16 protein-coding genes are annotated in these 21,014 nt (G+C 43.2%); 10 read left to right on the top strand and 6 right to left on the bottom strand.

The genetic code is table 11. From position 1 onward, the window contains the following. Window positions 1–156 precede the first annotated feature (156 nt). Window positions 157–2,520: a penicillin-binding protein 1A gene (locus LU276_RS02225; protein WP_284674054.1), complete on the top strand. Its 2,364-nt coding sequence runs from the start codon at window positions 157–159 to the stop codon at window positions 2,518–2,520. 71 nt (window positions 2,521–2,591) lie between these two features. Here LU276_RS02225 and LU276_RS02220 read toward each other — a convergent pair whose 3' ends face one another. Together LU276_RS02220 and LU276_RS02215 are read right to left on the bottom strand one after the other, a co-directional pair. After that, window positions 2,592–3,431 carry an NAD-dependent epimerase/dehydratase family protein gene (locus LU276_RS02220; RefSeq protein ID WP_284674053.1) on the bottom strand — a complete coding sequence of 280 codons (840 nt, stop codon included), beginning with the start codon at window positions 3,429–3,431 and terminating at the stop codon, window positions 2,592–2,594. Window positions 3,432–3,504: 73 nt separating this feature from the next. Then, the gene (locus tag LU276_RS02215) at window positions 3,505–5,289 is read right to left on the bottom strand and encodes an Lnb N-terminal periplasmic domain-containing protein (protein WP_284674052.1); all 1,785 of its coding nucleotides are present in this window, start codon (window positions 5,287–5,289) and stop codon (window positions 3,505–3,507) included. Window positions 5,290–5,332: 43 nt separating this feature from the next. Between LU276_RS02215 and ampD the strand changes: the two genes are divergently transcribed. The 4 genes from ampD (at window position 5,333) to fdxA (ending at window position 8,916) form a co-directional block, all read left to right on the top strand. After that, complete coding sequence (ampD, locus tag LU276_RS02210; protein WP_284674555.1) at window positions 5,333–5,956, top strand: 1,6-anhydro-N-acetylmuramyl-L-alanine amidase AmpD; 624 nt, start codon at window positions 5,333–5,335, stop codon at window positions 5,954–5,956. A 152-nt stretch (window positions 5,957–6,108) separates the two neighbouring features. Further along, the gene (gene murJ / locus LU276_RS02205) at window positions 6,109–7,659 is read left to right on the top strand and encodes a murein biosynthesis integral membrane protein MurJ (protein WP_284674051.1); all 1,551 of its coding nucleotides are present in this window, start codon (window positions 6,109–6,111) and stop codon (window positions 7,657–7,659) included. 140 nt (window positions 7,660–7,799) lie between these two features. Then, complete coding sequence (locus tag LU276_RS02200) at window positions 7,800–8,297, top strand: hypothetical protein (protein WP_284674050.1); 498 nt, start codon at window positions 7,800–7,802, stop codon at window positions 8,295–8,297. A 295-nt stretch (window positions 8,298–8,592) separates the two neighbouring features. Further along, on the top strand, window positions 8,593–8,916 hold the full coding sequence (gene fdxA, locus LU276_RS02195; protein WP_284674049.1) for a ferredoxin FdxA: 324 nt from the start codon (window positions 8,593–8,595) through the stop codon (window positions 8,914–8,916). A gap of 213 nt (window positions 8,917–9,129) precedes the next feature. Here fdxA and LU276_RS02190 read toward each other — a convergent pair whose 3' ends face one another. Together LU276_RS02190 and LU276_RS02185 are read right to left on the bottom strand one after the other, a co-directional pair. Next, the gene (locus tag LU276_RS02190) at window positions 9,130–10,632 is read right to left on the bottom strand and encodes an alanine/glycine:cation symporter family protein (RefSeq protein ID WP_284674048.1); all 1,503 of its coding nucleotides are present in this window, start codon (window positions 10,630–10,632) and stop codon (window positions 9,130–9,132) included. A 227-nt stretch (window positions 10,633–10,859) separates the two neighbouring features. Further along, window positions 10,860–12,173, bottom strand: coding sequence for a solute carrier family 23 protein (locus LU276_RS02185; RefSeq protein ID WP_284674554.1), 1,314 nt, complete (start codon window positions 12,171–12,173; stop codon window positions 10,860–10,862). A 521-nt stretch (window positions 12,174–12,694) separates the two neighbouring features. Here LU276_RS02185 and LU276_RS02180 point away from each other — a divergent pair. From LU276_RS02180 to LU276_RS02160, 5 genes are all read left to right on the top strand, one after another. After that, a complete protein-coding gene (locus tag LU276_RS02180) occupies window positions 12,695–13,462 on the top strand; it encodes an MFS transporter (protein WP_284674047.1) in 768 nt (255 codons plus the stop codon). Beyond that, the gene (locus LU276_RS02175; RefSeq protein WP_284674046.1) at window positions 13,459–13,923 is read left to right on the top strand and encodes an MFS transporter; all 465 of its coding nucleotides are present in this window, start codon (window positions 13,459–13,461) and stop codon (window positions 13,921–13,923) included. Before LU276_RS02180 ends, LU276_RS02175 begins: the two co-directional genes overlap by 4 nt. A 92-nt stretch (window positions 13,924–14,015) precedes the next feature. Next, window positions 14,016–16,802 carry an isoleucine--tRNA ligase gene (ileS, locus tag LU276_RS02170; protein ID WP_284674045.1) on the top strand — a complete coding sequence of 929 codons (2,787 nt, stop codon included), beginning with the start codon at window positions 14,016–14,018 and terminating at the stop codon, window positions 16,800–16,802. Next, a complete protein-coding gene (gene lspA / locus LU276_RS02165) occupies window positions 16,795–17,310 on the top strand; it encodes a signal peptidase II (RefSeq protein ID WP_335342687.1) in 516 nt (171 codons plus the stop codon). Before ileS ends, lspA begins: the two co-directional genes overlap by 8 nt. Window positions 17,311–17,473: 163 nt before the next feature. Further along, window positions 17,474–17,962, top strand: coding sequence for an FKBP-type peptidyl-prolyl cis-trans isomerase (locus LU276_RS02160; protein ID WP_284674043.1), 489 nt, complete (start codon window positions 17,474–17,476; stop codon window positions 17,960–17,962). Window positions 17,963–18,044: 82 nt separating this feature from the next. Here the strand turns inward: LU276_RS02160 and LU276_RS02155 are convergent, their stop codons facing one another. Further along, window positions 18,045–18,824, bottom strand: a complete 780-nt coding sequence (locus LU276_RS02155) for a lysophospholipid acyltransferase family protein (protein ID WP_284674042.1) — start codon at window positions 18,822–18,824, stop codon at window positions 18,045–18,047. 177 nt (window positions 18,825–19,001) lie between these two features. Next, entirely contained in the window at window positions 19,002–20,900 is a 1,899-nt protein-coding gene (ftsH, locus tag LU276_RS02150; RefSeq protein ID WP_284674553.1) for an ATP-dependent zinc metalloprotease FtsH, read from the bottom strand. Window positions 20,901–21,014 lie beyond the last annotated feature (114 nt).

Below are 21,014 nucleotides of genomic sequence, written 5' to 3'. Positions count from 1 at the left end.
TTGCATAAAAAAAGCCAATCACAAAACATCAATCAGTCTTTTGTGAGACGCAAAATACAGGGCTGGCATTTTTTTAATAAAATGGTAAAATGACCATTCAATGAAGTAAAATCCAGTGGCTACAGGCAATCGCCACACCAAATCAAAAAGACCAACATGACTCAAACCAATACCGCCACAATGCTTAATGCGTCAATACTTTCTGTGATTTTACGCTGTTTAGCTGCCATTATCGCCCTGCTTTTAATTTTGGTGCTTGCCTTTCCCATCGGTTTTTATGGCATGGCGATGTATCTTGAGCCTACCTTACCAGATGTAAAAAACATTGATGCCAATCGTTTTGCAATGCCTTTGCAGATTTATACGGCGGACAATAAGCTGATTGGTCAGTATGGCAACCGCTTTTCTATGCCGGTTAGCTACGAACAAATCCCCAAGCACCTGATTGATGCTTTCTTATCAGCAGAAGATTCTAGCTTTTTTGAGCATAGTGGTATCAGCGTCAAGGGCATTGGGCGTGCAATCACTGAAGTGATTACCAATGACGACACCCGAACAGGTGGCTCAACCATCACCATGCAGGTGGCAAAGAACTATTTTTTGAGTGCCGAACGCACGCTTGATCGTAAATTAACCGAGCTGTTCATTGCCAGAAAAATAGAAAATGAGATGGCCAAAGATGAAATTTTAACCTTATATGTCAATAAAATCTATCTTGGCGAAGGTGCATACGGCATTGCTGCTGCAGCTCGCCGTTATTATAGCAAAACGCTAGACCAACTCACCATCGCTGAGATGGCAATGATTGCCGGTTTGCCAAAAGCCCCATCAGCTTACAACCCTGTCATCAATCCTAAACGAGCCTTAGAACGCCGCAACTGGATTATCGGGCGTATGCTAAAAGAAGGACGCATCAGCCAAGCACAGCATGATGAAGCAGTAGCTGCCCCCATCGGACTCAACCTGTATCAAGAAAAACTTGACATGAATATGCCTTATCTGGCGGAAATGGCAAGAAGTGCTTTGGTTAAAAAATACGGTAAATCAGTCATGGATAGTGGCTGGCGTGTACAGCTCACCGTCAGCAGCCAAGAGCAAACTGCCGCCGAAAATGCTCTCGTTGCAGGACTAAAAAGCTATGACAGCCGTCATGGTAACGGTTGGCAAGGTCCAGAATCTCAAAATGGTGATTTAGATAAATTTAAAAATTTTGACAACATGTATCCTGCCAAAGTTGTCAAAGTTAATCATTCAAGTTTTGAAGCCATACTGCAATCAGGTCATACCATCACCATTCCATGGTCTGGCATGAACTGGGCTCGCCGATCCATCGGTTCAGGTCGTGTGGGCGGTCGCTTTAGCAATGCCCATCAGATGGTAAAAGTAGGCAATATCGTGCGAGTCATGCCCTTAAACCAAGAAAAGACTGCGTGGAGATTGACCCAACCACCATCAATTCAAGGTGCTTTGATATCGATTCACCCACAAAACGGAGCAATTCGTGCTTTGGTAGGTGGATTTGACTTTAACCACAGCAAATTCAACCGTGTTACCCAAGGCTATCGCCAACCTGGCTCTATCATCAAACCACTGATATTTGCTGCCGCCCTAGAGTCAGGAAAATACACACCAGATAGTCTTATTTCAGATGCTGCCATTCGTATAGGCAAATGGCAGCCCAAAAATGCCGATGGCAAGTACACAGAATATATGTCAGTACGGCAAGCTCTCGCCTTGTCAAGAAACACCCCATCCATTCGTCTGTTGCGTGCAACAGGACTGAATGAAGCTCGCCAAACGCTAGATATGCTAGGGCTTGAAAAAGAACGCCTGCCTGAAACTTTAGCATTGGCACTAGGTGCCGCTAACGCAACGCCTTTACAGATGGCAACAGGTTTTGCTGCTCTTATCAATGGTGGTCATCGTGTACAACCTTATTTCATCGATCGCATTTATAATTTTGACAATGAGACCATCTTTCAGGCAAACCCCGCCCAAGCTTGTGCTCCATGCCACAACAAGGAACTTTCCAAAGCACAACGGTCAGCAAACAGCAAAGCAGTCCAAAAGACAGTCACAAAGGACAACCAACCTACCGATAGCAGTCCCAATGCCACAACAAAACATGATCGCTTAAAGCCAAACAAAACCATCATCCATACTACGGCTAAGCAAGCACCCAGAGTCATCAGTCATCAGACTTCTTATGAAATGGCAGAAATGCTACGAGAAGTCATCACCAGTGGTACAGCCAAAAAAGCATTGGCACTAGGGCGATCTGATGTGGGTGGCAAAACAGGCACAACTAACGAAGCCAAAGATGCTTGGTTCGCTGGCGTGCATCCAACCAGCTCAACGGTGGTTTGGGTTGGCTTTGATAACCCTGCACCAATGGGTACAAGAGAATATGGTGGTGTTGCCGCCTTGCCGATTTGGGTGAATTTTAGTCGCCAACAGCTACGCAACACTCCAAAACAATGGATTCCATTAGAAGATCCAACTACAGCCAAAGGCAAATAAAAACCCCTTAATGTAAATAAAAAGATGGTGCTAATTCACCATCTTTTGCTGGGTGGTATACCCCAAAAATATCAAGTTAAATTACCCACAATGTGTGTATATCCCTGACGATAATCACCAAATTGCAACCACTCTTTGGGTAAGTTACTTACAAGTCGCTTGCCTGTGGCGGGAGCATCAATCACCTTCAGTGGCTGATATTGTAATTTTTGGCACAAGAAATCAAGTACTTCTCGGCTACTAGCAGGACAAAAGTCGGTCGCTATGTAAATGGGCTTTGGCTCACTTTGCATTAAAATATGCCAAAGCACCATCACCAAATCGGTATCCATGATTCGATTGGTGTAATGTTGGCTTGGTACACCATCGCCATGTGCCGTCTTCGCTAGCCTTAGCATACGCCGTCTTGATACCCCATAGATGCCACTTGGTCGGACAATCACCGCCTTATCCCCAAAGGCTTTCACAATGACTTGCTCTGCATCATACAGCACCTTGGCAGTTGGTGTACTAGGCTGTGCAATCATCTGCTCATTAACCACTTCGCCTGCATTTTCACTATAAACTGCTGTTGATGATACGAATAAAATCTGACGAATCTGTGGCAACTCATCCGCCAAAGATGCCATATGCTGACAAATGGCAAGATAGCTGTCTTGATATGCCCGCACTTTATCCTTTTGTGTATCGGGCGAAACAATAATGGCGATGTGTGTGATATTGTGCAGTCGTTTGGCATCCAACTCTAAGGCGTTCATTTGCCAATGCGTGATGGGCAAATTGGCATGGCACTTGGCAGTGCGTGATAGCCCAACAACCTGACACCCTGTTTGGGCAAGCTGTCTGGTCAAAGATAATCCAATATCGCCCTGCCCAATGACAAGATAGCATTTTTGATGATAATTATTCATATCGCCCCATTTAAAAAACTCATCACATCGTTTATTTTAAGAACATTCAAATACTGCAGCCTTCTTTCATGGCCTAAAAATAACGCAGTATTTGAAATTTAACAGCATGGTTGTTTTGGCTATGGTTCTTTTGGATACTGGCAGTTGCTCTTAAAGCATGATAACGACTTAGGTCGTACTGTGCACCCAGTTTTAGCTCAGGCTGCACATAACTTGACCGCCCCGCATCGTCTTTGTGATACCAATACGGCACTTCAATCTCCCCTGTCATTCGCCATCTATCCGTCTGATGATAAATACAACCCGCACTAAACTTCAACCCCATGCGATAGCCCTGATTAACCTTGCCAATCTGTCCTCCTGTGCCACCTAGCACATAACATACCATATCTGCCATATCGCCCGTCTGAGCCTTGGGCTTACCAAGCGTCCAAGACCTGCCCTTTTGTAGGGCAATGTCTGCCACCAGATGCGTGTCGTTTTGTTCATCTGAAGCATCAACTGCCTGTTTTAATCCAAGCTGCATTCGTGTTGCCCACGCCTTTTTTTGACTTTGTCCGCCAAGATAAGCTTTAGCGGTATTGGCTGGGTTTAGACTGGTTGTTCTAAATATCGTCAGTTCATTGAGACGAATTTTGCCATCTTGATAGGCTAAGTCGATGGACGGTAGTATTACCTCGTGAAACTTACGCACACCAGCAGGGTTGTCCAGTGCGTCTTGATAAGCTGAGCGGATACTCACATGATAGCCCGTTTTATCTACATACCGCTCATCATAAGATACTGCCATACCTAAGCGATGCGTTGGACTGGCAGTAACAGGATTGTTGTTATTTGGTTGAATGGCAGTCATATCAAATGCATTGCTGTTGGTCATGATGGCTTGGTGTTTTGTGGCGTTTGATGGGTGGTAGGTGGTGTTTGTGATGATACCTTGCCTATCAAGTACTTGGACAGCCTGAGCAGGCGTAGTTACCATGCCAAACATGGACAGTAGCGATTTATCAGCACGCACCACATCAACAAGACGAGCAATCTCAGTAGCACAGTTATCATGGGTTAAATAATAAGAGCGTGCCAAATCTTTCACTTCCCAAAGATGACGCATGATTTGATCAACCTGAGATGGTGTTAAATCAAGACGATATTCCCACAAGTCTCTTTCGTCCTTAACCAGATAATCATCAGATTTTACACGATAAGGTAAAATCTCCATCACGCCTGCATAGCGACCTGTCAGCGGCTTAATCGCATTGGCAATCAAACCATCATCTGCACTACTTGCCACTGTATAATTCATGACAGTAGCACGCTCATCACCATCAATACGCATGAACGCATGTGCAAAAGCCGAAGCAATATTATTGCCATGCTCTTCGGCAAAGACAAACGACAACTGTCGCGCATCTATTTTATCCGCCCATGTACGAAATTCTTGACAGCCTGCATCAGATGCCACCACATTAACACCTAACTTGACCAATTCGGTCTTTAAAAAATGCGTTCGTGCAGGAAAACGACAAATTATCTTCTGGTCATTTACCGCTATTGCCGATAGCATGGCAATCAGTTCACTTTTTGGGTTTGTATGCCCATCATCCGACAAGAAAAATGTCTCTGTATCAATGCGGTTTTTATCTTTAGCGTATCCGCCATCACCAAGCATCAACAGCCGTCTCCACAGCACATGTTGGGACAGCTTATCAATTTGCACATCACTAAGTGCAAAAGGTAGTTGATTTTCCACACCAATCTTATCTTGTAGCGGTGCTGCCCGTGCTGTTGCCAATGAGCCTGCCATACCACAACCTGTCATCAACACCACCAATAAAATCCAACAAAAGCGTTTCGTATTCATGATAATTTTGCTACAATAATAGATATACCTTTAGTATACCATCATCATGACGCATTTCAGCATAAAAAATGGCGTATTAGAAGGGGCAAACTTCATGCCATCGCCCAATTTTAACACTCGCCCCACCATTGATGGCACGCCCACTATTGACGGTATCGTCATTCATAATATTAGCCTGCCACCATCCCAATTTGAACAAACCGACAAAAATGGCATACACTTTGTTGAAGCCTTTTTTCAAAATCAACTAAACCCAAATGATCATGAGTACTTTACCACCATCTATACGATGAAGGTCTCTGCCCATTTGTTCATTAAAAGAAACGGCAAAATCGTACAATTTGTTAATTTTGATGATCGGGCTTGGCACGCAGGAGAGTCGGTCTATCTAGGCAGGAGAAATTGCAACGATTTTACCATTGGCATTGAGCTTGAAGGAGATGATTTTTCGCCCTTTACTGATGCTCAATATACAGCACTGGCTCAGGTCATTCATGCCATTTACCAAGCCTACCCCAAGACAATGCGTCATCTAATGGGGCATAGCGATATCGCACCAACCCGAAAAAGCGATCCTGGCAAGTTTTTTGATTGGTCAAGAATCAGACAAATGATTGAAACACTATGCCTAAATAATAACGATAGTAAAATCAAAACAACCATCTAAGCTCAACCAAAATCCTTATCTTACCACCCCTTGCCACAGCTTTTTTATTACTGATAAAGCTCACAGTAGTCAGCTAAAAATTTACATAAACTTTTGCATACGAACTCTACAAAAATCCATTATAATATTCTTTTTTATTGTTAAGCTGTATTATGGCAAAATCTCGTCTTTTTCGCTCAACCATGGTGGTTAGTGCCATGACCATGCTCTCTCGCATCTTAGGTTTGTTGCGTGATGTTGTTTTGATGGGTGTATTTGGTGCCGGTGGGTTGATGGATGCCTTTTTGGTCGCCTTTAAAATCCCAAATTTTTTGCGTCGTTTATTTGCCGAAGGGGCTTTTAGCCAAGCCTTCGTCCCCATCTTATCCGAATACAAGGAAAAACGCACGCTCAACGAAGTTCAGATACTCATCAGCCGTGTCTCAGGCGTGCTAAGCGTTATACTGCTTACTTTAACTGTCATTATCATCGCCATCGCACCAGTTATCATTCATCTGTTCGCTCCTGGGTTTAAAGACAACCCCATCAAGTTTGTGGCAGCTACCGAACTATTAAGACTGACATTCCCCTATCTGCTATTTATTTCTATGACGGCATTTTTTGGCAGTATCTTGCAAAGCTATGGTCGTTTTGCTACTCCTGCTTTTGCACCTGTATTGCTTAATGTTTGCATGATTTTGGCAGCACTACTCTTTGCCCCAATGTTTGATACACCCATCATGGCATTAGGCTATGCAGTTGCCATCTCTGGGCTACTACAACTTTTGATTCAACTACCGCAGTTGTATCGCCAAAAGCTACTCATCGCCCCAAAAATAGAATTCAAGCACGAAGGCGTGGTACGCATTTTAAGACTAATGCTCCCTGCCATCTTTGGCGTATCCGTTACTCAAATCAACCTACTGCTAAATACTGTTTTTGCTTCGCTGATGATTGGCGGTTCGGTATCTTGGCTTTATGCTGCCGAACGCTTAAGCGAGCTACCGCTAGGACTAATTGGCGTTGCAATTGGCACAGTGATTTTGCCAAGTCTGTCCGCCAGTCGTGCCAAAGCCGATGATGACACCTTCAAAAAAACACTCGACTGGGCAGCAAGGCTGGTTGTTCTTGTGGGACTACCTGCTTCACTTGCCATGTTCATGTTGTCTGATGTGCTGATGAATGCCTTGTTTGTGCGTGGCGAATTCACCCAAAATGATGCTCTGATGAGCGGTTTTGCCCTAAAGTGCCTATCAGGTGGCATCTTAGGCTTTATGCTCATCAAGATTTTTGCCCCCGCCTTTTTTGCAGGGCAAGATACCAAGACCCCCGTTAAGATTGGCATCATCTCTGTATTTGCTAACATGATTTTTAGTGTACTATTCATTGGTATTTTTTATTTGATGAAGCTTCCACTACATGGTGGCTTAGCATTAGCAACCACCGCTGCCAGTTTTGTTAATGCAGGGCTTCTTTACTATTTCTTACATAAGCGAGACATCTTTCGCTTATGTAAGCATTGGCAAAAGATGGGTTTACAATTTGTTATATCAAGCCTTGCAATGGTGCTGGCATTATCCATGCTACTGCCCTATTATCCAACCGATGGCGGTACATTGATGCGAATCTTTACTCTTTTGGGCATCTGTGTGATGGGTGCATTGGTCTATGGCATAGCATTGCTTAGCACAGGCTTTCGCCCACGCCATCTCAAGCATCACTAATGGTTCGTACTTAGTGTGCTAATTCTACACAAAACAACTCATATCGTTACAGCTTAGTTACATATCATGTACAATAATGGGTTGTATATCATGTACAATAAATTGATATATCACCAACCCATTTAAAAAGGAAACAAATCATGATAAAACCAATCTCTCAGCCCATCGCTAAAGACTTCAATCCAAATCTAGACCTTGAACAAGTCCGTGCCGAGTGTCGCACTCTTGCCAAATCTCGTGCTAAAATCTCGGCAGGTGTCGCCATCATTCCTGTGCCATTCATAGATGTAGCGATTGATGTTGGCATGCTGTCCAAACTCTTGCCTGAAATCACCAAAAGATTCGAACTGCAAGAACCGACAGACCCAAACAGTAGCGTCAGCGAACAAGACCGCAAACAAAGCATTCAAAACCGTATCGTTGCCATTGGTGGTCTAGTGGCAACTCGTGGCGTGGTAAATAAGACCATTCAAGGGTTTGGTGGTCGTATCATTGGTAAGCAAGTTGCTAAATATGTACCACTTGGCGGTCAAATGGTCGCTGCCACCATTGGTTATATGATTTTCAAAAAAATCGCCTTTGAACATATTGATCATTGCTATCAAGTCGCCAAAGAAGCTCAGCTAAAGGCGAACTGATATGCATCAACACACTAAACCCATCAGCAATCTATTTGCTTATCTAAGTTTAGTTCACCAATGTCATCAAAGCGTCATTAAGCCAACATGGGTCATCATCTTGCTTAATGACGCTTGCTATTTGCAGTTTTCATCAATCATTTTTCTATTTTGGCATAATAAAATGACAGGTTTTGTTTGAGAAAATCTCATAAACAAGTTAAAATATAGCTCGTTTTATACATGCCCATACATTGTGCATTTTTGATAATAAACTTATTGCTACCTGTTAGCCATTTTTAGCCAAGGTACTCCCATGACTTTTGTTGTAACCGATAACTGCGTGCTGTGCAAATATACCGACTGTGTGGAAGTTTGCCCTGTGGACTGTTTTTATGAAGGTCCGAACTTTTTGGTCATCAATCCTGATGAGTGCATTGACTGTGCACTGTGTGAGCCAGAATGTCCTGCCAATGCCATTTTCTCCGAAGATGAAATCCCATCAGGTCAAGAAGAATATCTCGCCCTAAACGAAGAGTTATCACAAATTTGGACTAACATCACCGAGAAAAAAAACCCAATGCCAGAGCATGAAAAGTGGGACGGTGTTGCAGGTAAGATTCAATATCTTGAGCGTTAATTAGCAATATTGACGGTATATTCTTTAAAAAGCCCATTGTGATGGGCTTTTTTATGCCCACTATCTTTACCCCCAGCCATTCATTATAAAATATCATAAGTACCCATAACTACCAAAGTTTACATAGAACGGGTCTATACCAGTACTCAATCAGCACGAAACCTAGCCAAACAAAAAGACCTGCCACAATAGCAGGTCTTTTTTATTATGCAATTACCAAATATCAGATTTAATTTTTGCTTTAAGCTCTGGGTAGTTATCCAGTTTAAACTCTGGCTCTGCTACGCCTGCCTTGATTTGCTTGGTATAATCTTTGACAAGCAAGAATACATATCTTGATAGCAGTAAAATGGCAATTAAGTTGATGAAAGCCATAATTCCCATGGTCAAATCACCCATGTCCCAAACAACCGCCACTTTTGTTACCGCTCCAAAATATACAAAGCCAAGCACCAACAAGCGGAACAGCGTCAATACCGCAGGGTTATTTTTCAAAAATTGCATATTTGACTCTGCATAAGCATAGTTACCAATGATGGTTGAGAATGCAAACATGAACAAAATTACCACTAAGAAATATTGACCCCAACTGCCTACATGGCTCTCAAGGGCTGCTTGGGTAAGCTGTACACCAGATAGATCGGCTGCGTTTTCTGGCATGGTCGCAAGTAAAATCACAAATGCCGTACAAGAACAGACAATCAGCGTATCAACAAATACACCGAGCATCTGAATAGTGCCTTGCTCCACAGGATGTTTAACACTCGCTGCCGCTGCCGCATTTGGGGCAGAGCCTTGACCTGCTTCGTTAGAATACAGACCACGCTTAATGCCCTGCATCATTGCCATTGACACCATAGAACCAAGCAGACCGCCACCTGCCGCCTCAAAAGCAAACGCCTTACTAAAAATCAGCGTAATAACACCAGGCAGGTCGCCAATATTCATCAAGATGACATAAGCCGATACCAATAGATAGATTGTCGCCATCACAGGAACAATCACCTCAGCAATCTTTGATACTCGCTTAATACCACCAAAAATAATAGGGGCAGCCAATATCACCAATACCGCACCAATGATGTGCTTATAAATCTGCCAATCACTCTGACACGCATCATCTTGAGCAGTACAACCTACCGCCGATTGAATTGACAGCGTAATGGTATTTGATTGAATTGACTGATACACAAAGCCAAAGCACACAATCAAAGCCAAGGCAAACACAAGCCCAAGCCACTTTTGACCTAGTCCTTGCTCAATGTAGTAAGCAGGACCACCACGAAACCGTCCTGTTGCTTCATCTTTAATCTTAAACAACTGAGCCAGACTTGATTCTGCCAATGCCGAACACATACCAATCAAGGCAATCAGCCACATCCAAAAGACCGCCCCTGCACCACCGATACCGATGGCAAGTGCCACCCCTGCGATGTTACCCACACCAACACGGCTTGCCAAGCCTGTAGCAAAAGCCTGAAATGCAGAGATTCCCTGACGCTCATCATGACCTGTGCGACTACCCAACATGGTCTTAACACTACGACCAAATAGGCGAAACTGTGCAAAACCTGACATCACGGTAAAAAACAAACCGGCTATAATCAGTAGCCACAGCAAGACATCCCAAAGCGGTGCACTAAACGCATTTACCACACAATGCAGACCTTCAACGAAAGTTGGCTGTGCAGTACAAGAAAATGGATTATCATACATGATTGACCCCATATTTTTATTTTTGTGAATTTATAACCATACTAAATCAATAGCACTAAGTACGAAAAAAGGCGACAACTCATCATGGCTGCCACCTGTTGCCATCAAATCACTTGATACATTAGCAATGGATAGATGTACTTATTATAAGGCTTTTGTTACAAATATGCAAACCTTTTGTAAATATCGTTATCCATCAAGCAACAATTGCGGTCAATTTTTAACCATCAATGAGCTTGCTCTGTCTTTGTTGCTTCTTTTAAACTTAAAAACCAATTCAGCAAGATGGCAGCGAAAGTTGCTGTACCAATACCACCCAAATTAAACTCGCCAATCATTAACCCAAAATCGCCTGTGCCCAAAATGATGGTGATGGCAGCAACCATGAGGTTTTTGTTATTTGCAAAGTTTACCTTATTATCAATCCAGATTTTTGCACCTGCAATGGCAATCAAACCAAATACCACGATGGAAGCACCTGTCAAAATCGGTGCAGGGATTGTCTGAATGAGTGCACCAAATTTTGGTGATAAGCCCAAGAAAATTGCAAACACCCCTGCAACCACAAAGATGATGGTTGAATATACACGAGTTACCGCCATCACTCCAATGTTCTCGCCATAGGTCGTCATGCCTGTACCACCCACACTGGCTGACAATGCGGTCGCTACACCATCTGCAACGAACGCCTTGCCCAAATATGGCGTTAGGTTTTCACCTGTCATCGCACCAACCGCCTTGATGTGTCCTAAGTTCTCTGCAACCAAAATGAACGCAACAGGTGCAATGATGAGCACGGCATTCACATCAAATACAGGCGATGAGAAGCTCGGCATGCCAAACCATGCCGTTTGAGCAATAACACTAAAATCAATCGGTGCACCAAACCCCAAACCGTTTGCTACGATGGCATAGATAATGTAGGCAAGCACCAAGCCAAGTAGTAGTAGCAGACGCTGCATGAATCCTCGTGCAAATACTGCAATCATGCCCATACAAAGCACGGTTACCAAAGTCATCCACAGTTCAAATGGTTTGCCAGCAACAGATGAGACCGTAACAGGAGCAAGGTTTAATCCAATAATCATCACCACCGCACCAGTAACCACAGGTGGCATCAGCTTCTCTATCCACTTGGTGCCTGTTGTCATCACCAAAAACCCAATCACCGCATACAAAATACCGCAAGCAATGATACCGCCCAATGCCACACCAAGATTAGGATTTGCACCAGAGCCAGTGGCGTGAGCAGTCGCTGCCGCCACTACCCCAATAAAGGCAAAAGACGAACCCAAATAGCTCGGCACACGCCCGCCTGTCATCAAAAAGAACAAAATCGTACAAACACCACTCATCATGATGGCAAGATTGGCATCAAAGCCCATCAAAATCGGTGCTAAAACTGTCGCCCCAAACATCGCTAGCACATGCTGAATGCCGAGCATGGCAGTCTGCGTAACAGGCAGGTATTCATTCGTGGCGACAGGCGTAGTATCAAGATTGCCCGTATAAGGTCGGTATTTTGGAAAAAACGACATAATATTACCCTTATTTTATTGATTTTGGAGTAATAAAAAACCAATAACGATAAGGCTATTGGTTATTTTAAAAAAATAGATATTTTTCAATGACTTATTTAGCACCGTTACTAGGCGGTATGCTGATTGATTGCTAAAACAGTTTAGAACATTAAAAGTCATTATGGCGTACCGATTAAAAAAATCGCAAAATTATAACAAAATTTTACAAAAATTGCCATATTTTTTATCAATTTTAGCTGATGTTATCGACAATAAAAAAACCACAAGAGAGTAAAAGTATGTTATATTAACTCAGTGAACACCAAAATAAGGCTGCTAGACTTGGCAACAATCATATAATTGCAATCGCATAAAAATAAGAATTCATGACAAGAAGTCGGTATTTTACCCCAATGGATATTGCAACACAGCTCATCTATGACATCACCCGTTTAATGCCTATGGCTTAATAAAACTATAGCATTTACACCAAAGTTTGCATACAGCTAAGATAAGGTGCAAAACACCCCAAGGGAGAGAAGATGAAGCATAAAGATTTTTATCTCTATCAATTTACAGAAACTCTACTCAATACAAGCATCAGAACGATCGGACTTTTATTTGTTTGGCTCATGCTCACCACCTTTCATCAGTCTGAACATTTGGGCGTGTTTATTGGTATCTCTTGGGCGTGTCAGGTATTGGCGTTACTCTTATTTTCTTGTATATGCCATCAATCGTCATTCACCATTCACAGCAAAAAGACCCTAATTGGCTTTTGTTTGATTTGCCTGCTGTCTTTTTTAGCATTGTCATTTGTGCAGCATTATTTTATTTTTGGCATGATTTTTATCATCAGTTTGATGATTAGTATTCTTTTAAATCCGCTGGGGACAAGCCTTACCAACGATTTGTATCTTGATGATAACAAATCGCACGCTTTTAAGGTGCGGGGCTTTGTCAATGCCATCAATACCATCTTATCCCCTGCCATCTCTGGGTTTGTCATTCATTATTTTAACGCCCAGACAATCATCTTATTTTGTATGATTTTCTCCTTGATAAGCAGTCTCTTATTTTATGGCATAAAAGACATCAAATTAAAACAAAGCCCAGAACACCCATCAAAAAACACTTTTAACATCCTGCTTAACAATCCCATCGAAAGACTGATGGTTTTGGTATCATCATTGGCAAATTTTATCATCACGCCAATCATTGCTTATATCGTTCCCTATAAGATTGCCTACCAATTCAAATTGCCTGCGTTTTATATTGGCATTGCCGAAAGTTTTTTGGTATCGGTATGATGGTTGGCAGTGCTTATTTGTTAAAAATAGTTAATCAATCACTTGGCAAGCAAAGGACTGTCGCATTCAGCATCTTATTGGTGGCGGTTGGGATTGTGCTGTCTGTGGTGGATAATTTTTATGGCTTTTGTATTGCACTTGCGATGATGGGTGTTGGCGTGGTCATGTTTAATATCAGCAGTATGCACATTCGCTGTACCGCTACCCCAAAGCATGTTCGCACCAGTTTTGAATTTGTCTTTTTGGCGTGTTGTATTGCGTTCATTCCTGTTGGGGTGGTATTGACGACTTGGGCGTTACGACACGATGTGTTGATTTATTTTTATGGTACAGTAGGCTTTATCATGCTGATATTGTCTTGGGTAGTCATTAAAAATACCACCATCGCTCACATCTATCAAATTGGCGATGAGAGATTGGATGGTCATTATGGCACGCTTTATCCCAAACTGTATTCATAAACACCGATTGCAGTATTTGGGGCAAGTTTGTCTTTATAAAGCCTGTTTTTTGGGGTATAATTAGTATTTCTCTTGATTTTAGAGCCAATAAAATGAGTCAGCCAACCAATCCAGCCACCGACTACAAGAACACCCTAAATCTTGCCGACACCCCATTTCCCATGCGTGCCGACCTTGCCAAAAGAGAGCCAAAATGGCTAGCCGAATGGGAAGCAGACAAACTTTACAAAAAAGTTCGTACCGCCAAAAAAGGCTTACCAAAATACATCTTACATGATGGCCCCCCTTATGCCAACGGTCAAATCCACTTAGGTCATGCCGTAAATAAAGTGTTAAAAGACATCATCACCAAATCCAAAAATCTCTCAGGTTTTGATGCGGTATATGTGCCAGGCTGGGACTGTCATGGCTTGCCAATTGAACAAAAAGTAGAAGCCAAAGTTGGTAAAGTCGGTCAACAAGTTAATGCCACCGAATTTCGCAAGCATTGCCGAGACTATGCCAACAGCCAAATCCAGCTACAAATGGCAGACTTTAAGCGACTGGGCGTGCTAGGGGATTGGGACAACCCCTATTTAACGATGAATTTTGCCACCGAAGCAGGCATTGTGCGTGCTTTGGGCAAAATTTATGACAATGGGCATATTGTGCGAGGTTTAAAGCCTGTCAATTGGTGCTTGGACTGTGGCTCTGCCCTTGCTGAAGCCGAGGTGGAATATCAAGACAAACAATCAGACGCCATCTATGTTGCTTTTGATGTTTTAGGTCGTGAAAACTTAGCAGTAACCGCCGATTTATCAGGTACGCTGCAGGCTGTGATTTGGACAACAACCCCTTGGACTTTGCCTGCCAACCAAGCGATTGCTGTCCACAGCGAGCTTGAGTATGCGTTTTTGACAACTGGCGATAAAATCTATATCGTGGCAGATAGTCTAAAAGATGATTTTGCCAAATCCATAGGGATTGAGAATTATACTACCTTATTTAGCATCAAAGGCGAACAACTAACCGCCCTAAAAGCCCAACATCCGCTCATCTGTGACCGCCAAGTTCCGTTTATCACAGGTGAACATGTAACAGCTGATAGTGGTACAGGTCTGGTACACACCGCTCCTGCTCACGGCATGGACGACTATAATGTTGGGCGTGCCAATGACCTACCGACCGAAAACCCAGTCGGAGCGAATGGCGTTTATTTGCCAGAAGCCACAATTTTTGTCGGTGAGCATATCTATAAAGCGCAGCCAAAGATTATTGCAAGTCTAGAAGAAAGTGGGCATTTATTAAACCACAAAAAAATCACCCACAGCTATCCGCACTGCTGGCGACACAAAACACCGATTATCTTTCGTGCCACACCTCAGTGGTTTATCAGCATGGAGCAAGGCGGACTGCGTCAAAAAGCTCTAGAAGATATCAAGAAAGTCGTTTGGACACCTTCATGGGGGCAAAACCGCATTGAGGCCATGGTGGAGAGCCGTCCTGATTGGTGTATCTCTCGCCAACGCACTTGGGGAGTGCCGATTGCCTTTTTTATTCATAAGGATACGGGTAAGCTACACCCAAATACTAGCGAGCTGATCGAAAAAGTTGCCCAAGTGATTGAACAAGGTGGTATTGAAGCGTGGTTTGACGCAGATGCTCGTGAATTCTTAGGTGATGATGCCGATACCTATCAAAAAGTTACTGACACGCTAGATGTTTGGTTTGATTCTGGAACAACGCATTTTACTGTACTTGGTCAAGATGACAGCTTAACCAACCCTGCTGATATGTACCTAGAAGGTTCGGATCAACATCGTGGCTGGTTCCAGACTTCTTTGTTAACCTCTGAAGCCATTTATGGGCGAGCACCGTTTAAGCAGGTCTTGACACATGGTTTTGTGGTTGATGAAAAAGGCCATAAAATGAGTAAATCCGTGGGCAATATCATCGAACCACAAAAAGAAATCGATAAAACAGGGGCGGATATGCTCCGCCTATGGATTGCCTCTGCCGACTATCGCTACGAAATGAGTGCAGGACAAAAAGTCTTTGCAGGGGCGGTAGATAACTATCGCCGTATTCGCAATACCATGCGATTCTTATTGGCTAACACCAGCGACTTTAATGTGGCGACCGATGCTGTGGCGACTGACGATTTGGTCAGTGTTGATAAATTCATCTTACATCTTGCCAATCAAACCCAACAAACCGTCATCAAGTCGTATGACGACATGGATTTTCACCAAGTGGTGCAAGCCATTTCCATGTTCTGTTCACAAAGCTTGGGTGGTTTTTATCTGGATATCATCAAAGACCGCACCTACACCACTCGTGCAGACGGTCAGCCAAGACGCTCGGCCCAAACCGCACTTTATCATATCGCACAAGCACTCATTCGCTGGATTGCACCAATTTTACCATTCACCTCCCAAGAAGCGTGGGAACTGGTTCGCACCAACAAAGATGATGACAAATATGTCTTTACTCAGCTGTGGTACGAGCTACCAACGCCCGCCATGCACGACATCACAGAAGATGACTGGCAAGCGATATTATCCACTAAAGATTTGGTTAATAAAGCCATCGAAGATGCTCGCACCGAGAAGCTAATCAGCTCAAACCTGACAGCTAAGGTTGCCATCAGTGCCGAAGAAAAAACCCATCAAGCCCTAGCAAAACTAGGCGATGAGGCACGCTTTGTCTTTATTACCAGTGATGCCACCATCTCTCAAGGGACAGAGTTGAATATCGCCATCACGCCTGCCGAAGGGCAAAAATGCACCCGCTGTTGGCACATTCGTACGGATGTTGGCACACACAAAGCACACCCTGAATTGTGTGGTCGCTGTATAACCAACATTGAAGGTGATGGAGAAGTGCGTCATTATGCCTAATATCACCCCATCCAATAACAACGCGATGAAATATTATCTCATCGCTCTTGTTGTACTCATGCTTGATCAAATCACTAAAATATACTTTAATAGTCGTTTTGAACTGTATGAGACAGTAGATGTCATACCGCCTCTACTAAATTGGACTTTAGCCTATAATCATGGTGCAGCATTTAGCTTTTTGGCTGACCAAGCAGGCTGGCAAAAATGGTTTTTTGCTGTTTTGGGATTAGCAGTAGCAGTATTTCTCACGGTTTATATACGGCAAGTTCCACGCATGGCTAAAGTATTATCGCTCGGCTTGGCATTGGTGCTAGGCGGTGCAATTGGCAATGTAGTTGACCGTTTTCTTTATGGCTATGTCATTGATTTTATTCATGTCCATTATGCTGATATTTGGCATTATCCGATTTTTAATATTGCCGATATTGGTATCTGTATAGGCATGGTACTGGTTGTTTATGATATGTTGTTTTTAGAAAAAAAACGGCAGCCCAAAACACTTTAGTGCCTTTATGATGCCAGCATTAAAAAGGGTGTGGTTTTTCGCCCTTTTTTATTATGCTTATAAAATTGATTTAGCACAGCCTTCTAACGCTCGTTGAATATTTTACTATCAATTACGCCTATGATAAACTAAGCAAATTTAATCAATATAGGCTAAGTAACCCATGAACCCAATTCTACCTAATGAAGAGATTCGTATCACCCACGGCAGTGTCGTCAGTCTGCATTTTGAAGTCAGCCTACCCAATGGCACAGTGATTGACTCAACCTTTGGGCGTCATGAGCCTGTCAGCCTAACTGTTGGCGATGAGAGTCTACTTTTAGGCTTTGAGCAGGTTCTCATCAATCTAAAAGCAGGCGATGTCAGAACCGCCCACCTACCACCAGAACAAGCCTTTGGCGTGTGGAACAGCGACAATGTACAAACTTTCCCTCGAGCCAAGTTTTCCTTATCTGAGCCGAATCCTGCAGTCGGAATGATGATGGAGTTTAATGATAAAGGCAAAAACTCGCTTGTTGGGGTGATTAGCAAGGTTGGCAACGATGAGGTTGAGGTTGATTTTAACCATCCATTAGCAGGGCAAGAGGTGCTGTTTAAGGTGCAAATTTTTAAGGTAACGCCAAAAGGCGAAAGCAATCTAAAATTTGTCTAATCAATCATCACTGAACTCTTAGGCGGTCTAGTCATCAAAAAAAACAACAAAAACAATCATTTGTTTTTGTTGTTTATCATCCTTAGTTGGATTTTAATACCCTTTTGTGTAATTCCGCCAATCCCATCTCCATCACCTGTTGTAACTCAGCAGTTAGCTCATTTCTCTTTTTATTCTCTGGAAATATTGGATCTAGTGGTAATACATAAGCAGTAATACCACTACTGTCAGCAACTCTCTTTAAGCTTTGTGCCATCGTACGCTTACCATAATAAGCAGCATCATCCGACAACTTGCCATCTTGATCCACATAAGCAATAACCATCGGTCGGATGGGCAATCCTGTCTGTATGCTAGCCTCCAATAGCTTACCATGAATTTTTTTGATTTGTTTGCCATCTGTGGTTGTTGCCTCAGGAAAGAACACCACTGATGAACCACCACGCAAAAAGTCAGCAATCTGTTCACTCACACTGGCAGAATCCCCAGACCCACGCTTAATAAATAGTGTACCGCCTGCCTTAGCGAGACGACCAAAAATAAACCACTCACCAATCTCCGCCTTCGATAAGAAAAACACAGGAGCAACACTACCTACCACAGGGATATCAAGCCATGAGACATGATTGCAAACCCATAGCCCTTGCATCTGCGGAACACGCTCAACCTGCACCACCTGCACACCGAATGAATTTGCCATCTTTTTGCAAAAGGTTTGAATGTACTTAGGCAGGACATCTCTAGGTGGCACCTCGCCAAATGCACCGATACGCTTAGCAGCTCGGTATCCACCAACAAGTGTCAGCCCCATGCCTGTGATTTTTTTTCCACGATTAAATTGAGTTTTTAAAAAACCTGCCATAATAATACTTCTTACCAATTGATTTTAGAAAATAAAAATAATCATGCTATAAGACTTTTGGTAAAATTGCAAGCATTTTTAGTGAACGAGTGTTTAAATTTAAAAAGATTATTGGTAGAACAGATTGACAGGCAATAAAAAACAGCGTCATAACGACACTGTTTTTTATTGCCATGGTTAAGCAGTAGGTAATGGTGGCGGTAGCTCATCAAATGGCGATTTTGGTGCACCCACAGTAATGTCCAGCACTTCATGCTGATATTCTTTTGGTTCACGAGGTTCTTCGCCATTCATGATTTGCAAAAACTGCTCACGATCGATGGTTTCCCACTTCATGAGTGCATCCACCATGGCGTGCATCTTGTCATGATTATCATCAATGAGTTTGTATGCCACATTATATTGTTCTTCTAAGATACGGCGAATCTCATCATCAACTTTTTGTTGTGTCGCCTCTGAGATGGTGCGAGTTGAACCACCGATATAACCACCATGCTCTTCGGCCTCATAGACCATGATGCCCAGATTATCACTCATGCCATATTTAGCAACCATCGCACGAGCCATTTTGGTAGCACGCTCAAAGTCATTACTCGCCCCTGTAGACTTGCGATTCACAAAAATCTCTTCAGCGATACGACCTCCAAACAAGATGGAAAGCTCGTTTAGCATCTTATCTTTATAGTTGCTAACAGCATCTTGTTCTGGCAACTGCCATGTTACGCCCAATGCCCAGCCTCGTGGCATGATAGTAACTTTATGCACAGGGTCAGTACCTGGTAACAGCTGAGCAACCAAGGCATGACCTGCTTCATGATAAGCTGTGGCACGGCGTTCATCTTCACGCAACACCATAGATTTTCTTTCTGGTCCCATGTAGAGCTTGTCTTTGGCATCCTCAAAGTCGTTCATGTCCACATGCGACTTATTGCGACGAGCGGCAAATAAAGCAGCTTCGTTAACAAGGTTGGCAAGCTGAGCTCCACTAAATCCTGGTGTACCACGAGCAAGTGCATTCACATCGACACCAATGGTCTGTGGTAATTTTTTTAGATGCACATTTAAAATCTGCTCACGACCTTTAATGTCAGGCAACCCAACAGATACTTGGCGGTCAAAACGACCTGGTCGCAATAAGGCTTTATCCAACACATCAACACGGTTAGTCGCTGCAATAACAATAACACCATCATTACCCTCAAAACCGTCCATTTCAACAAGCAACTGGTTAAGAGTCTGTTCACGCTCATCGTGACCGCCACCCATGCCAGAGCCACGATGACGACCAACTGCATCAATCTCATCAATAAAGATGATACAAGGGGCATTTTTCTTGGCTTGCTCAAACATATCACGCACACGGCTAGCACCCACACCAACGAACATCTCCACGAAGTCAGAACCCGAGATTGAAAAAAACGGCACTTTTGCTTCGCCTGCGATGGCTTTGGCAAGCAAGGTTTTACCTGTACCAGGCGGACCTACCATCAGTACGCCTCGTGGAATGGTTGCACCAAGCTTGGTGAATTTGTCAGGGTCTCTTAAAAAGTCAACAATCTCCACAACTTCTTGTTTGGATTCTTCACAGCCTGCCACATCGGCAAAGGTAACTTTAATTTGATCTTCAGACAGCATTTTAGCCTTAGATTTACCAAAGCTCATAGGGTTTCGCCCACCCATGCCGCCGCCTGCACTACCACCACCCATGCCACGCATAAATAGCCACAGCAAACCAATAATCAAGAGAATGGGAAAGGCGGCAATCAATAGCTGAGAGCCTAGACCTTGACGCTCGGGCAAAGTTCCTTGCACCTCCACATTATGCTCACGCAACAGTGGCATTAACTCATCATCACTGATGGGGGGACGCACTGTCTCAAATTCCGAGCCATTAACTTTGGTGCCCGTAATCTCTTCGCCATCAATCTTCACTTCCTTGATTTCGCCTTTGGCAACGGCCGTTACAAATGATGAATAATTCAACTGGTCAGCATCGGCATTGGTACGGTCTAGATTGCTAAAAATCGCAACCACCACGCCAATAATAACCAGCCACAATAAAGTGCTTTTTACCATGTCGCTCACTAATTTTCCTATATTACTTAGCGTTATTCGCTGATTTTTAGGGGCTTGCCCTGTTTTGCACCATGTGCAGTTTTAGTTAATATGCGGATTGTCTTTAAAAATTCA

The organism is Moraxella haemolytica, from assembly GCF_030177935.1.
Classification (GTDB): domain Bacteria; phylum Pseudomonadota; class Gammaproteobacteria; order Pseudomonadales; family Moraxellaceae; genus Moraxella; species Moraxella haemolytica.
The sequence above is the reverse complement of the archived record's forward strand: the minus strand, read 5'-3'. Positions and strand labels throughout refer to the sequence as shown.

Coding starts and splice junctions, on each gene's coding strand:
- LU276_RS02225 (WP_284674054.1), top strand. CDS start 157: ATGACTCAAACCAATACCGCCACAATGCTTAATGCGTCAATACTTTCT.
- LU276_RS02220 (WP_284674053.1), bottom strand. CDS start 3,431: ATGAATAATTATCATCAAAAATGCTATCTTGTCATTGGGCAGGGCGAT.
- LU276_RS02215 (WP_284674052.1), bottom strand. CDS start 5,289: ATGAATACGAAACGCTTTTGTTGGATTTTATTGGTGGTGTTGATGACA.
- murJ (WP_284674051.1), top strand. CDS start 6,109: ATGGCAAAATCTCGTCTTTTTCGCTCAACCATGGTGGTTAGTGCCATG.
- LU276_RS02200 (WP_284674050.1), top strand. CDS start 7,800: ATGATAAAACCAATCTCTCAGCCCATCGCTAAAGACTTCAATCCAAAT.
- fdxA (WP_284674049.1), top strand. CDS start 8,593: ATGACTTTTGTTGTAACCGATAACTGCGTGCTGTGCAAATATACCGAC.
- LU276_RS02190 (WP_284674048.1), bottom strand. CDS start 10,632: ATGTATGATAATCCATTTTCTTGTACTGCACAGCCAACTTTCGTTGAA.
- LU276_RS02180 (WP_284674047.1), top strand. CDS start 12,695: ATGAAGCATAAAGATTTTTATCTCTATCAATTTACAGAAACTCTACTC.
- LU276_RS02175 (WP_284674046.1), top strand. CDS start 13,459: ATGATGGTTGGCAGTGCTTATTTGTTAAAAATAGTTAATCAATCACTT.
- ileS (WP_284674045.1), top strand. CDS start 14,016: ATGAGTCAGCCAACCAATCCAGCCACCGACTACAAGAACACCCTAAAT.
- lspA (WP_335342687.1), top strand. CDS start 16,795: ATGCCTAATATCACCCCATCCAATAACAACGCGATGAAATATTATCTC.
- LU276_RS02160 (WP_284674043.1), top strand. CDS start 17,474: ATGAACCCAATTCTACCTAATGAAGAGATTCGTATCACCCACGGCAGT.
- LU276_RS02155 (WP_284674042.1), bottom strand. CDS start 18,824: ATGGCAGGTTTTTTAAAAACTCAATTTAATCGTGGAAAAAAAATCACA.
- ftsH (WP_284674553.1), bottom strand. CDS start 20,900: ATGGTAAAAAGCACTTTATTGTGGCTGGTTATTATTGGCGTGGTGGTT.